The sequence below is a fragment of the Microcoleus sp. Pol11C2 genome, from assembly GCF_036701505.1.
Taxonomy (GTDB): Bacteria; Cyanobacteriota; Cyanobacteriia; order Cyanobacteriales; family Microcoleaceae; genus Microcoleus.
On the sequence record NZ_JAUBQX010000004.1, the window covers coordinates 130,351 to 150,863 of the forward strand.

Below are 20,513 nucleotides of genomic sequence, written 5' to 3' on the forward strand. Positions count from 1 at the left end.
CATCAATATTTCTGGTTAGCTGGGGGTGTCTGTCAGCCGGAGTTGCGAGGTTCTGCTTCCAAAAGGCTGAGAATGGTGCACAATTTCAAATTAACAACAAAACTTGCACTATTTTGAGTAAGCTTTGGGGGGAACAGCTCAGAAAGCCTGTTCCTAAGACTGAGGCAAAATATCAAATTAATCCTCCACCTTGTCCAATTACTAATTACGAACCTATGCCCCGTCGTCAAGACTTAAAAAAAATTCTTCTCATTGGTTCCGGCCCAATTGTTATCGGTCAAGCGTGCGAATTTGACTATTCAGGGACACAAGCTTGCAAAGCGTTGCGAGAAGAAGGTTTTGAAGTAGTGTTGGTGAATTCCAACCCTGCAACAATTATGACCGATCCGGAAACTGCCGATCGCATTTACATCGAACCTCTAACGCCAGTCATCCTAGAACAAATCATCGCTAAAGAAAGACCTCAAGCAATTTTACCGACAATGGGCGGTCAAACAGCGCTAAATTTAGCAGTTGCCGTCGCTAAAAATGGCGTTTTAGAAAAGTACAATGTCGAGTTAATTGGTGCTAAGTTGCCAGCAATTGAAATGGCTGAAGATCGGCTATTATTTAAGGAAGCGATGGCACGAATTGGGGTCGCCGTTTGCCCTTCTGGAATTGCCAACACTCTCGACGAAGCCAAAGCAATTGCTCACCAAATCGGCAGTTATCCGTTAATTATTCGTCCTGCTTTTACCATGGGAGGTACGGGAGGCGGCATTTCTTACAATCAAGAAGAGTTTGAAGAAATGGCACAAGGCGGGATTGATGCCAGTCCAGTATCGCAAATTTTGATCGAACAATCTTTGATTGGTTGGAAAGAGTACGAACTCGAAGTAATGCGGGATTTGGCAGATAATGTGGTGATTATTTGTTCGATCGAGAATCTCGACCCGATGGGCGTCCACACCGGCGATTCTATCACCGTAGCCCCGGCACAAACTCTCACAGACAAAGAATATCAGCGTCTGCGCGATGCTTCGGTGAAAATTATCCGCGAAATCGGAGTTGAAACCGGCGGTTCCAATATTCAATTTGCCGTTAATCCTGTCAACGGAGATTTCATCGTTATTGAAATGAATCCTCGGGTTTCCCGTTCCTCCGCCTTAGCCTCGAAAGCAACTGGTTTCCCCATTGCAAAAATGGCGGCAAAATTAGCGGTAGGTTACACCCTAGACGAAATTTCCAACGATATCACCAAAAAAACTCCGGCGTCTTTTGAGCCGACAATTGACTATGTGGTGACGAAGATTCCCCGATTTGCCTTTGAAAAGTTTCCCGGTTCCGAACCGACTCTGACAACGCAAATGAAGTCAGTAGGAGAGGTAATGGCGATCGGGCGCAGCTTCAACGAATCCTTCCAAAAAGCTCTGCGGGGATTGGAAACAGGCCGCGCAGGTTTCGGGTGCGACAAACCGGAAAAGTTGCCGAGTTTGGAACAAATTCGCGCCGGATTGCGGACGCCAAATCCCGAACGCATTTTTACAGTTCGCCACGCGATGATGATGGGAATGTCGGTGGAAGATATCTTCGAGTTCACAGGAATCGACCCTTGGTTTTTGGATAAAATGCAGGAATTGCTGGAAACTGAGAAGTTCTTGAAACGAACGCGGTTGGAAGAGTTGACAAAAGAGACAATGTTTGAAGTAAAGCAGTTGGGTTTTAGCGATCGCCAAATTGCTTACGCCACCAAAACACCGGAAGATCAAGTCCGCGCTTACCGCAAACAGTTAGGCATAATTCCGGTTTACAAAACAGTCGATACCTGTGCCGCTGAATTTGAAGCGTTTACACCGTATTATTATTCCACCTACGAAGCCGGAGCGGCAATTTGGGAATTGGGCGATGAAGAAAAGAAAGTTTCGCCTGTAGGCCACAGTCTCGCGCCGGAGTCGGAAGTTTTGCCTTCTACCAAACGAAAAGTGATGATTTTAGGTGGCGGGCCGAACCGGATCGGACAGGGAATTGAGTTTGATTACTGCTGCTGTCACGCTTCCTATTCCCTAGGAGAAGACGGCTTTGAGACAATTATGGTCAACTCGAACCCGGAGACGGTTTCGACGGATTACGATACGAGCGATCGCCTGTATTTTGAACCGCTAACAAAAGAAGATGTTCTCAACATCATCGAAGCCGAAAATCCAGAGGGAGTAATTATTCAGTTTGGCGGCCAAACGCCGCTGAAATTAGCGGTTCCTTTACAAACATCTCTGGAAAATCACCCCGATGTACAAACAAAAATCTGGGGAACTTCGCCGGATTCCATTGATACTGCTGAAGACAGGGAGCGATTTGAAAAGATTCTGCGGGAATTGGATATTCAGCAAGCTGCTAACGGTTTAGCCCGCAGTTTTGAGGATGCTTTAATAGTAGCTCAACGGATCGGTTATCCGGTAGTGGTGCGACCGAGTTACGTATTAGGCGGACGAGCCATGGAAATTGTTTATTCCGATACGGAATTGGAACGTTACATGACCTATGCCGTGCTGGTAGAACCGGATCATCCGATTTTAATTGATAAGTTTTTGGAGAATGCGATCGAGGTTGATGTAGATGCGATCGCCGATGTTACTGGCAATGTGACGATCGGCGGTATTATGGAACACATCGAGGAAGCCGGAATCCACTCCGGCGACTCTGCTTGTTCTATCCCTTACCAAACGCTTTCTGACGCAGCTTTGGCAACAATCCGCCGCTGGACTGTAGAATTAGCAAAATCCCTGAAAGTAATCGGGTTGATGAATATTCAATTTGCTGTTCAAGGAGAACAAGTTTTCATCTTGGAAGCTAATCCGCGAGCTTCTCGAACAGTGCCTTTTGTGTCCAAGGCGATCGGAGTTCCCTTAGCAAAAATTGCCTCGCGAGTCATGTCTGGCAAAACTCTAGAAGCTTTGGGTTTTACTGAAGAGATTATACCCACTCATGTTTCGGTAAAAGAAGCTGTATTGCCCTTTGCTAAGTTCCCGGGCGCTGATACCTTGTTAGGGCCAGAAATGCGATCGACTGGCGAAGTAATGGGAATTGACACCGATTTTGGCAAAGCCTTTGCCAAAGCTCAACTCGGCGCGGGACAAATGATGCCGCTGTTGGGAACCGTGCTGGTTTCGATGAGCGATCGGGACAAACTAGCAGTTGTACCCGTTGTCAAGGAATTCTTAGAATTGGGTTTCAGAGTAGTCGCAACTCACGGAACACGCAAAGTTTTGCGAGAGCAAGGTTTAGAGGTAGATTTGGAATTAAAACTGCACGAAGGGCGGCCGAATTTGTTGGATTCGATCAAGAATGAGAAAATTCAACTAATTATTACCACACCTTCCGGCGAAGAATCGCGGGCCGACGGAATCTTTATCCGCCGCACAGCTTTGACTTACAAAATCCCGATTATTACGACAATAGCCGGTGCCAAAGCGACAGCAGCGGGAATTCGATCGCTCAAATCCCACCCGATGGAAGTAAAAGCAATTCAAGACTATTACCCGCAACCCTAGACTGCGAAACACTCGAAGGTAGGGTGTGCACCGCGCACCTTACCCACAATATAGGGTGCACACTACCAAAACCTAAACCTAAGGTGTGCACCACCAAAACCTAATCTGCATCGGAATCCAAAACTCCGTTAGACAGCATCAACCTCGGCCAAACTAACAAGAAAAAACCCATCCAGGCTAATAAAGGAATCGCGACTAAAACAGTTATCCAAACAGTTTTCAATAAAAACCAACTACCGCTAATCAGGCTAGTACCAGTTAAAAGAATCGACCAAGGCTGACACCACCAAGGTTTGTAACTCCAAGGACTAATAGCTTTTTGATCGGAAAGTTTTTTTTCAGAAACAGATTTCATATTTTCAGTGATTTTTTATGTAGAATAGTCTGGCTAGCTGGATTAACTGAAGTTAAACATTCATCACCTCTTCTGCGGTCAGCGCTAATTCGGGAAAAGTCGGCGATACAATTCGTTCGCTGCCTTTAAACGCGCTTCTTTGATAGTTGCCCTCTGCATCCAAAAGGTGAACAAATACAGTTGGCACTTTGGGATTTCCCAGAAATTCCCTGCTACCAATTGCTAAATAATCGACTATCCAATATTCTACAATTCCCAAACGCCGATATTCGTCCAATTTGTCTATATAATCGTCCTCCCAATTTGTTGATGTTACTTCCACTGCCAGTTGAATTGGTTCTCGTAAGGCAGAATAAGCAGAACGGTTCGACCGCCACAAGTCGCGATCTATTACGCTGACATCCGGTCTCCGCCCTTGTTCGATGCCCGCTTTACTTACAGTTCTGATAACGGCGGTATTGTTGACTACATAATTTAAACTTAGCCGTTTAACTTGATCTTTAAATGAGTCCGACGTAAAATCAGCAACATCATCATGATTTCTTGTCGCATTCATCTCTAGAATTTCTCCATTTACCAGTTCATAGCGTCCATCTTCTGGACATTCTACAAGGAATTGGTCAAAGGTTAATTTCTGTGTGGCTGTTGCAATCATAAGATTTATCGTTATTTGGCACTAATACTATTAGTCTATATTACCACAGGCAGGAAGAAATTTGTTTTTTTGACGGCAGACATCCAATTCTCAAATCTAAAATAATATACAATCAAAAATCTACAATCGATTCACGTAAATGGTAAAATGCGATCGCCCTAGCAATTTGCACTTAAATTTGTTACTGACTTGATACAGTAAAGTAACAAACCTAGAAATCGAGCCACTCCCAGGTCAACCCCGAACCATGAGACTAGACGAAGCCGTAGAATTTGCCGAAAACCCAGAGCCGCGCTGTCCCTGCGTCCTCCTGCTGGACACCTCCGGCTCCATGCAAGGCGCACCCATAGATGCCTTGAATGAGGGGCTGGAAATTTTTAGGAATGACCTAATTAAAGACGAACTAGCTAAAAAGCGAGTCGAAGTCGCGATTATTTCATTTGACAATCATATCAAAGTCGTGCAAGACTTCGTGACCGCCGACCAGTTCGAGACACCACTGCTGACAGCTCAAGGACAAACCCACATGGGCGCTGGCATTCAGCTAGCATTAGATACTATTGCGGCTCGCAAATCCGAATACCGCAACAACGGCATTACCTACTACCGCCCGTGGGTATTTATGATTACTGACGGCGAACCTCAAGGTGAATCAGACGATGTTGTGGAAATAGCAGCACAGCGGATTAAAGAGGAAGAAACTAACAAGCGCGTGGCATTTTTTGCAGTCGGAGTGGAAGGTGCTAATATCACCCGTCTGGCGCAAATTGTCGAGCGCACGCCTGTAAAATTGAGAGGACTAGACTTTAGAGAGATGTTCATCTGGCTGTCGGCTAGTATGCAGAGAGTTTCTCACTCAAAAATTGATGAACAAGTAGCACTGCCGCCACCCGGATGGGGAACTGTTTAGGTATTAGTCATTGCTCATTGATCATTGGTCATTAGTAAGTGACCAGCGGTAAGGTGCGGTGTGCATGGAGCCCTACATCATAAGTAAGGTGTGCTGTGCATCGCCCTACCTAATTAGGGATAAATAAACCCGTCCAGACTTTGCATAGTTGTGAATTTACGAAGTTTTGAGTTAAAGAGTTATTAATGCAGAATTCATCCTTTAATTGGCAAGTTGTAGCGGCATCGGTGATAGGTACGAGCCACGAAAAAAGATCGCAGCCTTGTCAAGATGCCCACTGCTGGCGTCTCTTGCCAAACGGTGTTTTAGCGGCAGCGGTTGCCGATGGCGCGGGATCTGCAGCACTCGCAGAAATTGGGGCGAAAATTGCTGTGGAAGCGGTTGTTGAAACGATTTGCCAGCAACAGGAAAAGCTGCCTCAAAATGACGACGAATGGCAGGTATTCTTGACAGCATCACTGCAAGTCGCGCGGGCGCAGGTGGAAGCAGAAGCGGCAGTGCGGGCAGTGGCGCCGAGAGATTTAGCCTGCACTTTAATTGCGGTTGTTGCTACGCCAGAATTAATCGCAGTTGCTCAAATCGGTGACGGTGCGGCGGTAGCAGGTGACAGTGCAGGAAATGCGATCGCCCTGACTGTACCTCCCTGTGGCGAATACATCAACGAAACCGTGTTTTTGATTTCGCCGAATGCGATCGAAACAGCGCAATTTCAGGTACTGCGGGAAAAACTGCGGCACTTAGCAGTTTTTTCGGACGGCTTGCAAATGCTAGCTCTCAAAATCCCAGAAGGCACGCCACACGGGCCGTTTTTTGCGCCTTTGTTTCGGTTTTCTGGTGAGTGGAAAGAAGAGGAAGATGCGAAACAGCAGTTAGAGTCATTTTTGCGATCGCCCCGCGTTTCCGAACGCACCGATGATGACTTAACATTATTGTTAGCAACTTTTTCTAGCCCTGTCTAATCTGTTTAAATCCACGAATAAAGTGTGGTTACAAAATAATGATAGATCAACCAATTAGTGCAATATACTTGTTGCGAGAAACCTTTGCTAAGATGGGATCTATATACGCTCCTCTGTTGATAATCAACTCTCCCACTTTGATAATTATGCTGCTGAATAATTTTGGTTTGGGTTCAGCAGCTATTCCTTTGAATATTATCTACTTGTTCGTGCTAATTCCCTTCTTGTCGGGAGCTATGATTTTCTACAGTTACCGAAGTTTGACAGGAAATCAAGTAACTGTGAGTGAGGCTTTTAATCAAGCAAACAGGAGATTGCTGCAACTCATCTTGGCTTATTTTATTCCTGTAGTTCTTATTTTAGCAGGGATTATAGGGATTATGTTGTTCCATTTGTTTTTGCCAGGCTGGCTTCTACTCATAATAGAAATTCCCGGATGTTATATATTATCTCGTTTAATGTTTTCATCTTACGTTACTGTTATTAATAACTTTACTGTACAGGATAGTCTTAACAGCAGTTGGAAATTAACTCAAGGGCGCTGGTGGTTGTTATTTCGCTCTAATTTTCTGATATCTATTGTGGCTCTTGTGCCAGCAATATTGATTTCTGGACTAATCGGTTCAAGATTGGGAAATTCGCTAGCATCTCAGATGGTGAGTAACCTACTGGGATTCTTAGTCGTACCGTTGATGACTGTTTATATGGTTTTATTGTACAAGGAGCTGCGGGAATCGGCAGCAACTATTGAATAGGCATCTACTCAAATAAAGTCAAGGGCTGGCAGGATACCTGCCCCACAAAAATTTTGGTAGATGTCTAATGAGCGGTGAAAATTTGGTGCGGTTCTATAATAAAATCGAGGTGTCAACAATTCTGCTTTAGTTTGTACAGTAGGTCGTCGTTTGCAAGCACAAGATATTAAGGATAAGCTCAACTCCCTAATTAGCGCAGCAGATCCAATTGATCCGAGTTTGGCGAGAAGATTGGATGAAATCAATCGCTGGGTGAAAGATGTTAAACCCGGTTCGCTAACGGCTAAAAAATTTGTGATGGCTTTTTTGCTGCAGCTTATCCGAGATTCTCAGGTTTGGCTGACAGTTCAATCTCTACCTTCGGAAAGAGAACAGCAAGCCGCGTTTGAGTTAATGACTCCGGGGGAAAGGTATTGGTACAGCTATCTATTTCCTAAATGGCTGAGCGAAAACGATCGCAAATTTTACATCTGGAAACAAAAACTCAAGGCCGGCCAATTCGATCCGGGAGATGATATCGTGATTCGTGCGATCGCAGCCCGAATTGTCGATCGCCAAGGCACTGTTTTGTATCGATATGTTGCAGATCTTTCTATGGCAACCGATTCGATCGTTAGCAGCCGCCAACAGCAGCCCCTCTGCATTCAAGTCACAACTCTTTCGGATGAATTCTCTGAACAAAAATATCAGAATTGGCAACAAACTCTTCAAGATTGGGGGATTGACAGAGGATTATTTTTAAGTTATGATAAAAACGATGCAAATTTCCTGAATCAGTTAGTTAACATTGCATTATATAATAGTGATAATTTGCCCGCCGGTCGTTACCTCAAGTTCCCGTAAATCAAGCATATCTGCTGCTGAGAATAGTTCGACTGCTCCAAACTCTGTGAAAAAAAATTTGACTAACTCACATATTGCACAATTTTAGACAATGCCAAAAACCTAAGCCCCAGCCTGCTTCGGGAAAAGGGAAAACAGACCAAGATTTTTCCTCCCCTTTTCTGTTCCCGAGACGGGTCTGCGAGACGGTGGCAACAGGTGCTTGATAGGAAAGCTAAGCAATGGGAAGATTTACCGCAGCAATCACTCTTATCAAATAATTAGCAACTCTGCCTAAATTGAATTGAGATTTGATTAACTCGCGGTGGACTTGTTGGAAATAAAATCAAATTACATCAAAATCAAATACTATGACTGTACAAGGTACGAGCATCGTTGAAAATAACTTGCAAAAAGTCTGGGAAGAACTGGAAGCAGCCAGAAAAATGCAGGAAGAATGGATGAATTACGGGGTAGATTTTGTAGATTTGTATGTTGAAGATGCGGGCGGTGATTGGTTGGAAAAGTGGGGTAAATGTGAAGAAGAATTAGAGCGAATTAAACATAAAAATGTAGATATTGAAGCAGTCAAAGCAGCGCTCGACATTCCCAGCTTTCAGCAGACAAAACTGCTGGAAATTGCCTTAAATTGCCGTAACTCTACCAGCTATTACTCCGATCGCCCGGAGGAGTCTCCCGCTTGGCAAGACGTTAAGTACAAACGGCTGTCACTCTTAGGCGGAGCGATTTTCGGTGCTGTTGTTACCGATTACCTGTACCGCGAATATCCAGAACTCGATCCAGATGCTATATCAACTTTAAAAACTCGTTTAGCAGACCCGAAAAAACTGGCGGAATTTGCACAAAATTTGAAATTAAACCAACTCGGTTGGCGCGTATGGAATCGGAAAAAAACCGACGAAAGCGAGTACAATAGATTGCTTTCGGAAACTTTTGAGGCTTTGTTTTGCGCGATTTACTTGGAGTTTGAACGGGATTTTTTCCGTGGGGGAAACTGGCTGATCCAGCACTTGATTGAACCAATTGTTAGCCAGCATGGGGATTTAACTCAGCGGCGACAAATAGGGCCAGAAAACGAGGTGAAACGGCGGGAAATCCTGGGTGCGGATATTCTAGATGCGATCGCGATCGACTATTTGTACAACCGCTTTCCCGAACGCCAAGCCAGCCAGCTAACTCGCTGGAAAACTATGTTAGTGGCTAAAAAGATTTTTCCCAAAGACTTTAAGGCAAAATTAGGCAGTCATTACCTAGAGTTGGAGAGCAATTTTTCGCGTACCCGCGACTGGTTGGTGGATAACTTTATCAAAAGCGCAGTTGACGAACTGCTGGAAGAAAGCGACACTCAACCAGAATATGTGATTGACAGTGCCAACCCTGACTCGCTGCCAGAATTAGTCAGCCGAATTACCGACAAAAAGTGGAAAAGTGAATTTGTGAGAGTTGTCAGCCTTTTGCAACCGGCTGACGAACTTTTGCTGCTGATGCAACAAAAATTAGACAGTATGGCGGCTAAAGATGAAACTTTGCAGCAGTTGCTAATCTGGGCAAATCACAAGTGTCAGTTAGTGCAAAGGAATTTCAAACCCGTCGAAATTCGCGCTTTTTATGTAGCCTTAGTTTGCGTCCTAGATTTGGCTTTGACTCGCGTCCTCGATCCGAGTTTGAAGTTTGATAGATCGAAAGTTCGCAAGTTTCGGAATTGTTTGGCAAAAGCTGGAAAAAATGTAGAATTTGCCGATGTTAACGAGTCTCTGAAATTGGCTTTTGATAATGATGTGGCGGGTACTTTGGTTGGCATTTGGGCGCTGGATATTGAACCAGAACTTAAACAACTGCTGGCACAATTTCAGACTGAGATGCCTGATTTGCCAAACTGGAAAAACTGGCGCAAAGAGTGCGGTTGCAGTTGGCTGGCAAAATTCAAAACTGCGATCGGCTACAATCGAGACTTTTGCCCCCAACAGAAAACTTTGCTGAAACAGTATTACTATGCCCACAACTTGCTGGTGGAATGCCTCAACAGCGATAATTGTCAGGTGACACCGGCCGTCAGACAAAAAATTGAGGATAAAATGTTGTTATTGTCGGTGGATTTGAAGCTGGTTCACATTTAATTTGGATAGCGCGGAGGGGCGGGAGGCCCATCCCACTAATGGATGGACGGGCGGGAGGCCCATCCCACCAATGGAAACAGGGCTTACCCACTCCCACCCAAGAAACCGGGTTTTTTACCGAATCTGCGGGCTGCAACGCGTCTTTTGGTGAAAAACCCGGTTTCTCTTCACCGGTGTCTAAGTCATAACAAAGGTAAGATTTAATGGGCAAGTCAAGTTTATTGAGTCATGGCTTCCAAATCCTGTATCCCATAACGGAATTCTATGCAGTTGCAGCGCCAATTTAGCGGACAACTGATTGCGATCGACACCAAAACCGCGATCGCCAGTGGGGGTGAAGGTCGCATCTACCCGATCGCCCAAGACTCGTCCCTTGTAGCAAAAATCTACCACAAACCGACAGACGAAGACGGCGACAAACTCACAGTCATGTTCAGTATGCCGCCGGATGCGCCGATCGCGGAACCCGGGCACGCTTCCATTGCTTGGCCGATCGATTTGCTGCATACTGTGGGCGGGCGAGAAAAAATTGTCGGTTTTGTGATGCCGCGCGTCAACAAAGTGATGCCGGTACACACTTTCTACACTCCCAAAACCAGGCGCGAACAAAAACCGCTATTTAGCTATCTTTACCTCCACCGTACCGCCAGAAATCTCGCCTCGGCTGTAAATGCCCTCCACGTCAGGGGTTACGTCATCGGCGACGTAAACGAGTCGAACATTCTCGTGACGGATACGGCGTTGGTAACACTGGTAGACACGGATTCGTTTCAAGTCCGCGATCCTTATACAGGTTACGTTTATCGGTGTCCCGTGGGGAAACCCGAGTTTACGCCGCCGGAGTTGCAGGGGCAGACTTTCCGCGATATCGATCGAGCTCCAGAGCACGATTTGTTCGGTTTAGCGGTATTAATTTTTCAATTGCTGATGGAAGGTACGCACCCGTTTGCGGGAGTTTATCTCGGTAGCGATGAACCACCGTCTTTGGAAGCGAGAATTCGATCGGGCCATTTCCCCACAGGTACGAAACGGATTCCCTACCGCCCGATGCCCGCTGCGCCTCCTTTCGAGATGCTGCATCCGCGACTGCGGCAGATGTTTATCCGCTGTTTTGAGGAAGGGCACGGCAATCCTGCGGCGCGCCCGGATGCGAAAACTTGGGTGAATGCGATTCGGGAAGCCGAAGATGCTTTGGTTACTTGCAGCAGAAATAGTCAGCATAAATACGGAAATCATCTCAGTCGCTGCCCTTGGTGCGATCGGGCAAAATTCCTGAAAGGGCGCGATCCGTTTCCTTCGCGGCAAGCAATCAGCAACGGATTGCACTTGCAACCCGCGAAAATCAAGCGTAAAAAGCCCCAACCACCGCCCGTCGTGAGGGAGCCCGCAATGCGCCGGCAACAGCCCGCCACGGGGCTGCCCCGCCCCCTCGGTCAGTACGCAGTGCCCTTGCTACCGATGCCGATGTCTCCTCGGAGTCGAACTCCTGCGCCTCGGGTTCCCGTGGGCAAGTTTGAGCGCATTGTTCAGGATGCTGCTTGGGGAGGTGTTTGGGGCAGTTTGTGTTTGGCGGCGATCGGGGGGATTTATTCGGTAATAGCTGAGGGCGGCGGCGCTATTTTGGGGGCGATTTTTGTTGGTACTATTTGGGGCTGTTTTTTTGGGATGATGTGGGGCGTTTTTACTTTGCCACCGAATCAGATTTGGCGGAAGTGGGGCGGAGTTTTTGTGGGGGCGGCTTGGGGGGCTTTTTTGTTGGCGGCGATCGGCGGTGCGGTGTTTGGGGCAATTAATAGCACTCCGGGGATCGGGGAGAGGATTTTGGCTGGGGCGGGAGTTGGTGCTGTCTGGGGCTGTGTTTGGGCGAGTTTTCGGCCTCCTCTGGCGCTGCCGGCGGGGAGGGTGTGGGGCCGGCGGGGAGGGTCTTTGGGGGCTGTCTGGGGCTCGTTTATGGGGACTCTGGCTGGTGTTTTTTTGGGGGCTGGGCTGGTGGTGTGGCAGCAATACGGTGTCCAGATGCGGCCGGTGAATGAGTTTGCGGGTTTGCTGCTGGGTGTGGCGATCGTGGCGGCTGGTGTGGGTTCTGTTGGGGGTGTGGTTTCTGGGGGTTTGTTGGGTTTTTGCGGGTTTGCGCCGAAGCTGCCGATTTCGTTTCAGCCTTCGGGCTTGAAGGGTGGGGCTTTGGGGGCGATTTGGGGCAGTTTTTTGGGGACTTTTGCGGGTGCTGTGTTGGGGGCGGTGGTGTCTGCGATGTTTCCGGCTGTTAGCGCTGGCGTGCCGGTGGAGTTGGGGCCTGTGGCGGGGGCGATCGTGGGGGCTGGTTTGGGGGCGATTTGGGGCGTGGTTTCGGGTACTGTTTGGGGGGCGTTGGGCAAGTGGTGATCGGGTTGATGTCTGTTTTTTGGGTTGAAAATGCGTCTATGAGTAGCTGTAAAAATCGAGGTGTTAAATTTTGGGGCTATAATGTAGATCCTGTAAGGGTTAGAGGCCCTTCAACCAATAATATGGCAGACGCAATCGCTGAAATCTATGCAGGATAAGGGTTTTAGGGCTGTCTAAAAAGTTGAGTATTGACAAGTCGAAGGCTGAAATGGTACTTTTGTTTTAGCTAGACGCAAATGAACCTTGAAAACTAAATACAGCAAGACTTCTGGAACGGGCGGCCGCAATTAACCTAACTCCCTATCAGGGATTGAAACGCAGGCGATCGAGTTGCTTTTAAATACGACCACACTTGCCGCAATTAACCTAACTCCCTATCAGGGATTGAAACAACGATGATTCTGATGATTAATTTATTTTTAGCAGTTCGCCGCAATTAACCTAACTCCCTATCAGGGATTGAAACACGCAAAAGCGGTTGAGCGCATTTTCAACCCTGGAGGCCGCAATTAACCTAACTCCCTATCAGGGATTGAAACATAGTCGCGGAATCCCCGCACTTCGCCAACTTGGCCGCAATTAACCTAACTCCCTATCAGGGATTGAAACGCCTAATATCGCTTACATCTTCCTGAGTCAGTTTAGGCCGCAATTAACCTAACTCCCTATCAGGGATTGAAACAACACAGAAAACACCCAAATTGTGCAGGATCTAGATGCCGCAATTAACCTAACTCCCTATCAGGGATTGAAACTTACGGTGCTTGATATATAAGGTTTTCAAGATTCGTTTGGCCGCAATTAACCTAACTCCCTATCAGGGATTGAAACTTGAGATGCAGCAAGAAAAGTATCAATACCAACACCGCCGCAATTAACCTAACTCCCTATCAGGGATTGAAACAAGCAGGCGTATCCGGGTTAGATCCACATTATCCGCCGCAATTAACCTAACTCCCTATCAGGGATTGAAACCCGCAAAAGGGCGATCGCCGCTGTCAAACTTTCGCGCCGCAATTAACCTAACTCCCTATCAGGGATTGAAACGTCGGACGTAGCGGGTAGAGAACGGCGGCCCCTTATAGTCGCGCCGCAATTAACCTAACTCCCTATCAGGGATTGAAACCGCAAGAAAACACTCTAGGCTGCAACAAAGAGCCAAGCCGCAATTAACCTAACTCCCTATCAGGGATTGAAACGGAAAACCGTTTTCGATGCCAGCACCGCAAATGGCCGCAATTAACCTAACTCCCTATCAGGGATTGAAACTTGAGCGGCAAAGAATTTATTTACTTTTTCTAGTTCGGGCCGCAATTAACCTAACTCCCTATCAGGGATTGAAACTTTACCGCTGCTGCTTGCTGCCTGTGAGAGGCATGGATTCGCCGCAATTAACCTAACTCCCTATCAGGGATTGAAACGTGTGGGAACGATACTTGCAGGCTTTCACCTCTCTGGCCGCAATTAACCTAACTCCCTATCAGGGATTGAAACCCCGAGCAAAACCGGTTTAATCACCGACGAACAGCCGGCCGCAATTAACCTAACTCCCTATCAGGGATTGAAACTTTCTAGTAGAGGTAAAGTATTATCCGCACGTTTTAAGCCGCAATTAACCTAACTCCCTATCAGGGATTGAAACCAGTGGCGAACTCCTTTAAAGTATTTAAATTATCAGGCCGCAATTAACCTAACTCCCTATCAGGGATTGAAACCAAAACAACTCCCGAAGGCTCTCCTTGACCGGGACCAAGCCGCAATTAACCTAACTCCCTATCAGGGATTGAAACGTCAACAATCAATTTGGATTCCGCCATTCCGTCGAGGCCGCAATTAACCTAACTCCCTATCAGGGATTGAAACACAACGGCCATGATTTTACTCATATTCTCGGCAAGCCGCAATTAACCTAACTCCCTATCAGGGATTGAAACGCAGGTTGTCCCAGATGCTCGTAGGGGGGCTGAAGAGCCGCAATTAACCTAACTCCCTATCAGGGATTGAAACTTTCGCAAACAAGTGGATTAATTTCGTTCAACCACGCCGCAATTAACCTAACTCCCTATCAGGGATTGAAACAATTCAGGGGCTACCGATACAGGGCCGTGAGCCCTGCACCTAAGTGCCGCAATTAACCTAACTCCCTATCAGGGATTGAAACCGTTAGAGGTTCGTTACGAGTTCGTTAAAAGTTTGGCCGCAATTAACCTAACTCCCTATCAGGGATTGAAACCCACTGATCGGCCCATTCCGGTCGCAGCGGCCAACACTGGGCCGCAATTAACCTAACTCCCTATCAGGGATTGAAACAGGCATCAGAACAATAGCACTCGTATCGCATGAAGCTTTGCCGCAATTAACCTAACTCCCTATCAGGGATTGAAACTAGATCAAGCAATTTAACATCATAGCTAGGTAAATCGCCGCAATTAACCTAACTCCCTATCAGGGATTGAAACAAGGCATAGTCCAGAAGGGCTTAAAATACTTGTTGAGCCGCAATTAACCTAACTCCCTATCAGGGATTGAAACCAAGCTTACCCGCTGCCTGTAGTGCTAGATACTCGTTTTCAATGCCGCAATTAACCTAACTCCCTATCAGGGATTGAAACCCTCTTCTACTGCCAAGTTGAGCGTATTTAGCATTGCCGCAATTAACCTAACTCCCTATCAGGGATTGAAACCAGGGTGATGTGATTGAAGCAAATGGCAAGATTCACGCCGCAATTAACCTAACTCCCTATCAGGGATTGAAACGTACAAAAAACTCAAGAAATTGGCGAACTAAACGTTGCACTTGCCGCAATTAACCTAACTCCCTATCAGGGATTGAAACGGGACTGCCAACAGGAATTGGGCAATTCAAGCCGGGCCGCAATTAACCTAACTCCCTATCAGGGATTGAAACCCACCAGAATAGATATCAATTTAGAATCCAGGGGTTAAGCCGCAATTAACCTAACTCCCTATCAGGGATTGAAACCCTGCTGATAGCACCAGGTCATAAGTCGATCGCGCCGCAATTAACCTAACTCCCTATCAGGGATTGAAACAAACTGTATTTAGTGGCCAAAAAGTTTCGGGAGGCCGCAATTAACCTAACTCCCTATCAGGGATTGAAACCAAATCTCATAATTGCTACCCTTCCAATAAATCCCGGCCGCAATTAACCTAACTCCCTATCAGGGATTGAAACATTGAATCCATGTGGTTATTGATGTCGTACTTCGGCGCCGCAATTAACCTAACTCCCTATCAGGGATTGAAACCTTATTTACGGAATTCCCGGCAGCGGCAAAACCAGCCGCAATTAACCTAACTCCCTATCAGGGATTGAAACGAAAATAGTCAATCCCAGATCGTGCGGTTTCTAATGCCGCAATTAACCTAACTCCCTATCAGGGATTGAAACTATTTTCAGCATGGACAGGCAATAAAATTAACAGCCGCAATTAACCTAACTCCCTATCAGGGATTGAAACTGGCGCAAAATAGATCCGCCTCCGGCTGCAGCACCCGAGCCGCAATTAACCTAACTCCCTATCAGGGATTGAAACCTGCTGTAACTTAGAAGGAAATAACCAATGAGAAGCCGCAATTAACCTAACTCCCTATCAGGGATTGAAACCTTTTTCCGCCTCAGACCGGGCGATGAGCATAACAGCCGCAATTAACCTAACTCCCTATCAGGGATTGAAACGAAGATTTCTGTGACGAGCGCAAAATCATCAAAGCCGCAATTAACCTAACTCCCTATCAGGGATTGAAACAGGATTCAATTGGCCGCTGGCTAGGATTTGTGCCGCCGCAATTAACCTAACTCCCTATCAGGGATTGAAACCCGAATTAAATCGGCTTGGTTTGCGTAAGCAATTCGCCGCAATTAACCTAACTCCCTATCAGGGATTGAAACACAGAAGCATTAGTCAAACTTACCAATCAATCGCGCCGCAATTAACCTAACTCCCTATCAGGGATTGAAACTCGATCCAATTACCGGAAAACCCACTGGAATCGGGCCGCAATTAACCTAACTCCCTATCAGGGATTGAAACGCTACGGTAGTTTGTCACGATCGCCCTTTTATTCAAGCCGCAATTAACCTAACTCCCTATCAGGGATTGAAACGAAGTTGTTACCGATGTTCCCGGTCAACTCAGAAACGTTACCGCCGCAATTAACCTAACTCCCTATCAGGGATTGAAACAGCTCGATGCCTAACGGCTCGCTCAACTCCATTAAGCCGCAATTAACCTAACTCCCTATCAGGGATTGAAACTCGACTGCTTTACTACTTAAGCTACCTAAGCAATGCCGCAATTAACCTAACTCCCTATCAGGGATTGAAACACGGACTGGATATGCCCCGCTTGATGCTCAAATTGCGCCGCAATTAACCTAACTCCCTATCAGGGATTGAAACGAGAGGGAGATACTAAATGTGTTGATCAGTATGAGCCGCAATTAACCTAACTCCCTATCAGGGATTGAAACACACTGAAGATTACAGAGAAGCAGTGGCAGCAATGCCGCAATTGCCGCAATTAACCTAACTCCCTATCAGGGATTGAAACAAAAATTATAGTTGCAGAAAAAGACGCAGAAATGCCGCAATTAACCTAACTCCCTATCAGGGATTGAAACAATTCCGGCGAGTGTCGCTACAAACCTTTTGGTGGCCCCAATTAACCTAACTCCCTATCAGGGATTGAAACGAATAAAAGAGTAAAAAACAAATTAAGCCACCATAAACCTAAATTCCATCTTCACTTAAGATGACAGTGACAATTCGGCTTTTCAATCAAAGACTCAACCAAAGCATTCAAAGCAACCGCCGCCAACAACCCGCCGCCAAAAGTCCCGACAGTCGTAATATAAGCAACGCCCGATCGCACTAACCGCCGTTTCGCCACCGGAGAATGACTAAAACCGATCGGCATTCCAATTACCAAAGCCGGTTGCAGTTGCCCACTCTCGATCGCCTCGCAAACCGCCATCAGCACAGACGGCGCATATCCTATCACCAATATACATCCTTTTTCGAGTTTCAACAACTTTTCAAACCACTCACCCTGCTGCCAAAATTCCTGTTCCGCTTCCGCCGCAGCATTGATGTGCGGATCGTCAATTAAAGTTGCAATACTTGTTCCCAAATGCGCCAATCTTGTCCCATCCAAAGCGGCAAAAACAGGCGGCACATCAGCCACAATTTGACACTGATTTTTCAAAGCTTCCCGCGCCGATTTAATCGCCGTTTCGCTCAACTTCACAAACGGCAGCAGCGAACAATCACCGCAGGCTAACACCAGTTTAGAAAGCAAGTCTACCTCAATTTCCGAGCGATCGGCCAAATCCGGCAATAACTGCTGCAACGACTCCCCAAAATCCTCCGGGTGAGTGTGCGCCCCCGCATCCCAAGCCTCCCAAAGTTGTTCCAACTCATCCAACCCCCCCTCAGTTTCCGCCTGCAACAGCCTTAATTGCGCCAGGGCGTCCGCTTGCACCGCTTGACAGGAAATATCCCGTCCCAGCAATCCTTCCAGCGCCGAAGCCGTTTCTCTGAGGCGAACAATTTGCTGAATAACCGACAGATATTGCCGTTGCAGAGTCGCCATCAGCGCGTCTGGGGAAGCATCCGCGTCTGTTTCTAATAGTTTGCGGATGTGAGACAGTTGAAAGCCTTGCTGCTTGAGTGCGACTATTCTTTGCAGTCTTTGCACGTCGCTGCGGGTGTACAGTCTGTAGTTAGAAGTCGATCGCACCGCCGGAGATAGCAGCCCCAAAGCGTGATAATGTCGCACCATCCGAGGGGTAATTGTGCCTTTTACCGCTTCTGTAAGTTGTTTGATTGTCAGGTATTGTTGCATGGGATTTTTTAACCGCAGATATGGGCGGATAAACGCGGATGGACGCAGATGGGTATGCAGCGTTATTGAGTTTTGTAATTTTGTTTGGTTTTACTCTTGACATTGACATTAATGTCAAGGTTTAGGCTACAGGAGTCATTCTACCAAATCAATCTTTACAAATGACTTCTAATTCTTTGTCAATTTCTCGCATCTCCCAGTTAGCAGAAGAACATCCAGATGCTGTGACTGCCGCCCTGTGCGGAATTCTAGTAATCTTGGGTTCGCTAGCCCTGCAATTCGGATGGTTGGGTGTAGCCGTTTTAATCTTACCCACAGCTTATGTTATCGGCGGCTATTCCAGCACCCGCGAAGGCTTAACTACGCTTTTTCAAGAACGCGAATTAGATGTAGATTTGTTAATGATTGTCGCTGCTTTGGGCGCGGCCGGTTTGGGGCTGTGGCGGCAAGAATATCATTTAATTGTTGACGGTGCGGTGTTGATTTTAATCTTTGCAATTAGCGGCGCCCTTGAAGGTTATGCTATGCAGCGGACTGAACGCAGCATCCGCAGTTTGATGAGTCTGACTGCGGATACTGCTAGGGTGGTAATGTACGGCGGGGAACGGGAAGTTGCGATCGACAAATTGGAAATTGGCGATTACATTTTAGTCAAGCCCGGAGAAATCATCCCCACAGATGCGATAATTATTGAAGGCTACAGTGCGATCGACCAAGCCTCGATTACCGGCGAGTCGATGCCGGTGGAAAAAACCAGGGGGGATGAAGTCTATGCAGGTACAATTAACGGTGTCGGCGCGCTGAAACTCGAAGTGCATAAAACTCCCGAAAGCAGCTTGATTCAGCGAGTGATTCGGCTGGTCCAAGAAGCGCAAACAGCAGCGCCGCCTTCTCAAATGTTTGTGGAAAAATTCGAGCGCGGTTATGCCAAATTAATTGTCGTTTTAGGCTTGCTTCTGGCAACTTTGCCGCCTTTTGTTTTGGGCTGGAATTGGGAAGAGACAATCTATCGGGCGCTGATTTTCCTAGTAGTCGCGTCCCCCTGCGCGCTGATGGCTTCGATTATGCCGGCGCTGCTTTCGGGAATTGCTAATGGGGCGAGACAGGGGATTTTGTTTAAAAGTGGCGCGCAATTAGAGATGATTGGTAAAGTAAGGGCGATCGCCTTTGACAAAACCGGAACTCTCACCACCGGAAAACCTGAAGTTATCCAAATTGTACCAGCAGCCGGATATACTGAAACAGAAGTTCTGCAATTGGCAGCAGCCCTAGAAGCTCATTCCGAACACGCGATCGCCTCTGCAATTGTCAGCGCCGCCCAGCAGCAACAATTACAATTGTCAACCGCTACCGACGTACAAGCAAAAATCGGTAAAGGAATTGTCGGCAAAGTCAACAATCAAATAATTGCCATTGGTAAAGCCGAATTTGTCGAAGCAACTTCCGAATTGAGTAAAATCAGCCAGCAGTTGCAAGCCGAAGGTAAAACAGTTGTTTGGGTGGCAAAAGGATCTCAACTTTTAGGAATCATTGCAATAGCAGATACCCTCCGCCCCGAAGCAGCAGCAACGGTAAGACGCTTGCAAAAATTAGGCGTAGAACATATAATTATGCTAACCGGCGACAACGAGCAAACAGCTCAACACATCGCCCGTCAATTAGGCATCAATGAAGTCTACGCCGAACTTTTGCCAGAAGACAAAGTGCAGGCAATTAAACAACTGCAAAGCCAGTATCAAACTGTAGCAATGGTGGGAGACGGCATCAACGACGCCCCCGCCCTCGCTCAAGCTTCCGTCGGCATTGCCATGGGAATTTCCGGTAGCGACGTTGCTTTAGAAACTGCTGATATCGTATTAATGGCAGATAAGTTAGAGCAACTAGCTAAAGCAATTAGTTTAGGCCGGCGCGCTCAAAAAGTTGTCAAACAAAACATTGTTTTTGCACTCAGTTGCATTATGCTGTTATTGGCAGCTAATTTTTTCGGAAATATCACCATGCCTTTCGGCGTCATCGGTCACGAAGGCTCTACAGTTTTGGTAACTTTGAGCGGTTTGCGACTCCTGAGAAATTAGACAGTAAAAACTGCTAAAATCGAGGCAGAGCCTCTAGAAATGCGTTCTCAGGCAGAGCCTGGGAACGA

General features: G+C 46.8%; 11 protein-coding genes and 1 CRISPR repeat array. Of the genes, 8 read left to right on the forward strand and 3 right to left on the reverse strand.

Annotated features, from left to right (window positions below; translation table 11 throughout):
* Positions 1 to 215: 215 nt before the first annotated feature.
* Positions 216 to 3,527, forward strand: coding sequence for a carbamoyl-phosphate synthase large subunit (gene carB, locus QUA42_RS04230; protein ID WP_333135510.1), 3,312 nt, complete (start codon positions 216 to 218; stop codon positions 3,525 to 3,527).
* A 100-nt stretch (positions 3,528 to 3,627) separates the two neighbouring features.
* Here carB and QUA42_RS04235 read toward each other — a convergent pair whose 3' ends face one another.
* Complete coding sequence (locus QUA42_RS04235; RefSeq protein WP_333135379.1) at positions 3,628 to 3,882, reverse strand: DUF6737 family protein; 255 nt, start codon at positions 3,880 to 3,882, stop codon at positions 3,628 to 3,630.
* 52 nt (positions 3,883 to 3,934) lie between these two features.
* Entirely contained in the window at positions 3,935 to 4,537 is a 603-nt protein-coding gene (locus QUA42_RS04240) for a Uma2 family endonuclease (RefSeq protein WP_333135380.1), read from the reverse strand.
* A 247-nt stretch (positions 4,538 to 4,784) separates the two neighbouring features.
* Here QUA42_RS04240 and QUA42_RS04245 point away from each other — a divergent pair, with 247 nt between their 5' ends.
* The 6 genes from QUA42_RS04245 (at position 4,785) to QUA42_RS04270 (ending at position 12,503) form a co-directional block, all read left to right on the forward strand.
* A complete protein-coding gene (locus QUA42_RS04245) occupies positions 4,785 to 5,447 on the forward strand; it encodes a VWA domain-containing protein (protein ID WP_332953856.1) in 663 nt (220 codons plus the stop codon).
* Positions 5,448 to 5,632: 185 nt separating this feature from the next.
* Positions 5,633 to 6,406, forward strand: coding sequence for a PP2C family serine/threonine-protein phosphatase (locus QUA42_RS04250; protein ID WP_333135382.1), 774 nt, complete (start codon positions 5,633 to 5,635; stop codon positions 6,404 to 6,406).
* A gap of 38 nt (positions 6,407 to 6,444) precedes the next feature.
* Positions 6,445 to 7,161: a hypothetical protein gene (locus QUA42_RS04255; protein WP_333135384.1), complete on the forward strand. Its 717-nt coding sequence runs from the start codon at positions 6,445 to 6,447 to the stop codon at positions 7,159 to 7,161.
* Positions 7,162 to 7,311: 150 nt separating this feature from the next.
* Positions 7,312 to 8,004 carry a hypothetical protein gene (locus QUA42_RS04260; protein ID WP_333135386.1) on the forward strand — a complete coding sequence of 231 codons (693 nt, stop codon included), beginning with the start codon at positions 7,312 to 7,314 and terminating at the stop codon, positions 8,002 to 8,004.
* Between the two features lie 350 nt (positions 8,005 to 8,354).
* Complete coding sequence (locus QUA42_RS04265) at positions 8,355 to 10,121, forward strand: NACHT C-terminal helical domain 2-containing protein (RefSeq protein WP_333135388.1); 1,767 nt, start codon at positions 8,355 to 8,357, stop codon at positions 10,119 to 10,121.
* A gap of 264 nt (positions 10,122 to 10,385) precedes the next feature.
* A complete protein-coding gene (locus QUA42_RS04270; protein ID WP_333135390.1) occupies positions 10,386 to 12,503 on the forward strand; it encodes a DNA-binding protein in 2,118 nt (705 codons plus the stop codon).
* A gap of 280 nt (positions 12,504 to 12,783) precedes the next feature.
* Positions 12,784 to 17,218: a CRISPR direct-repeat array (repeat unit 37 nt; unit sequence GCCGCAATTAACCTAACTCCCTATCAGGGATTGAAAC).
* A gap of 51 nt (positions 17,219 to 17,269) precedes the next feature.
* Here the strand turns inward: QUA42_RS04270 and QUA42_RS04275 are convergent.
* Complete coding sequence (locus QUA42_RS04275) at positions 17,270 to 18,370, reverse strand: precorrin-8X methylmutase (RefSeq protein WP_333135392.1); 1,101 nt, start codon at positions 18,368 to 18,370, stop codon at positions 17,270 to 17,272.
* A gap of 161 nt (positions 18,371 to 18,531) precedes the next feature.
* On the opposite strand from QUA42_RS04275, the gene QUA42_RS04280 reads away from it, so the two are divergent.
* Positions 18,532 to 20,445 carry a heavy metal translocating P-type ATPase gene (locus QUA42_RS04280; protein ID WP_333135394.1) on the forward strand — a complete coding sequence of 638 codons (1,914 nt, stop codon included), beginning with the start codon at positions 18,532 to 18,534 and terminating at the stop codon, positions 20,443 to 20,445.
* Positions 20,446 to 20,513: the final 68 nt, after the last annotated feature.

Bases quoted from the DNA above. Each gene is read 5' to 3' on its own strand.
- carB (WP_333135510.1), top strand. From the start codon at position 216: ATGCCCCGTCGTCAAGACTTAAAAAAAATTCTTCTCATTGGTTCCGGC.
- QUA42_RS04235 (WP_333135379.1), bottom strand. From the start codon at position 3,882: ATGAAATCTGTTTCTGAAAAAAAACTTTCCGATCAAAAAGCTATTAGT.
- QUA42_RS04240 (WP_333135380.1), bottom strand. From the start codon at position 4,537: ATGATTGCAACAGCCACACAGAAATTAACCTTTGACCAATTCCTTGTA.
- QUA42_RS04245 (WP_332953856.1), top strand. From the start codon at position 4,785: ATGAGACTAGACGAAGCCGTAGAATTTGCCGAAAACCCAGAGCCGCGC.
- QUA42_RS04250 (WP_333135382.1), top strand. From the start codon at position 5,633: ATGCAGAATTCATCCTTTAATTGGCAAGTTGTAGCGGCATCGGTGATA.
- QUA42_RS04255 (WP_333135384.1), top strand. From the start codon at position 6,445: ATGATAGATCAACCAATTAGTGCAATATACTTGTTGCGAGAAACCTTT.
- QUA42_RS04265 (WP_333135388.1), top strand. From the start codon at position 8,355: ATGACTGTACAAGGTACGAGCATCGTTGAAAATAACTTGCAAAAAGTC.
- QUA42_RS04270 (WP_333135390.1), top strand. From the start codon at position 10,386: ATGCAGTTGCAGCGCCAATTTAGCGGACAACTGATTGCGATCGACACC.
- QUA42_RS04275 (WP_333135392.1), bottom strand. From the start codon at position 18,370: ATGCAACAATACCTGACAATCAAACAACTTACAGAAGCGGTAAAAGGC.
- QUA42_RS04280 (WP_333135394.1), top strand. From the start codon at position 18,532: ATGACTTCTAATTCTTTGTCAATTTCTCGCATCTCCCAGTTAGCAGAA.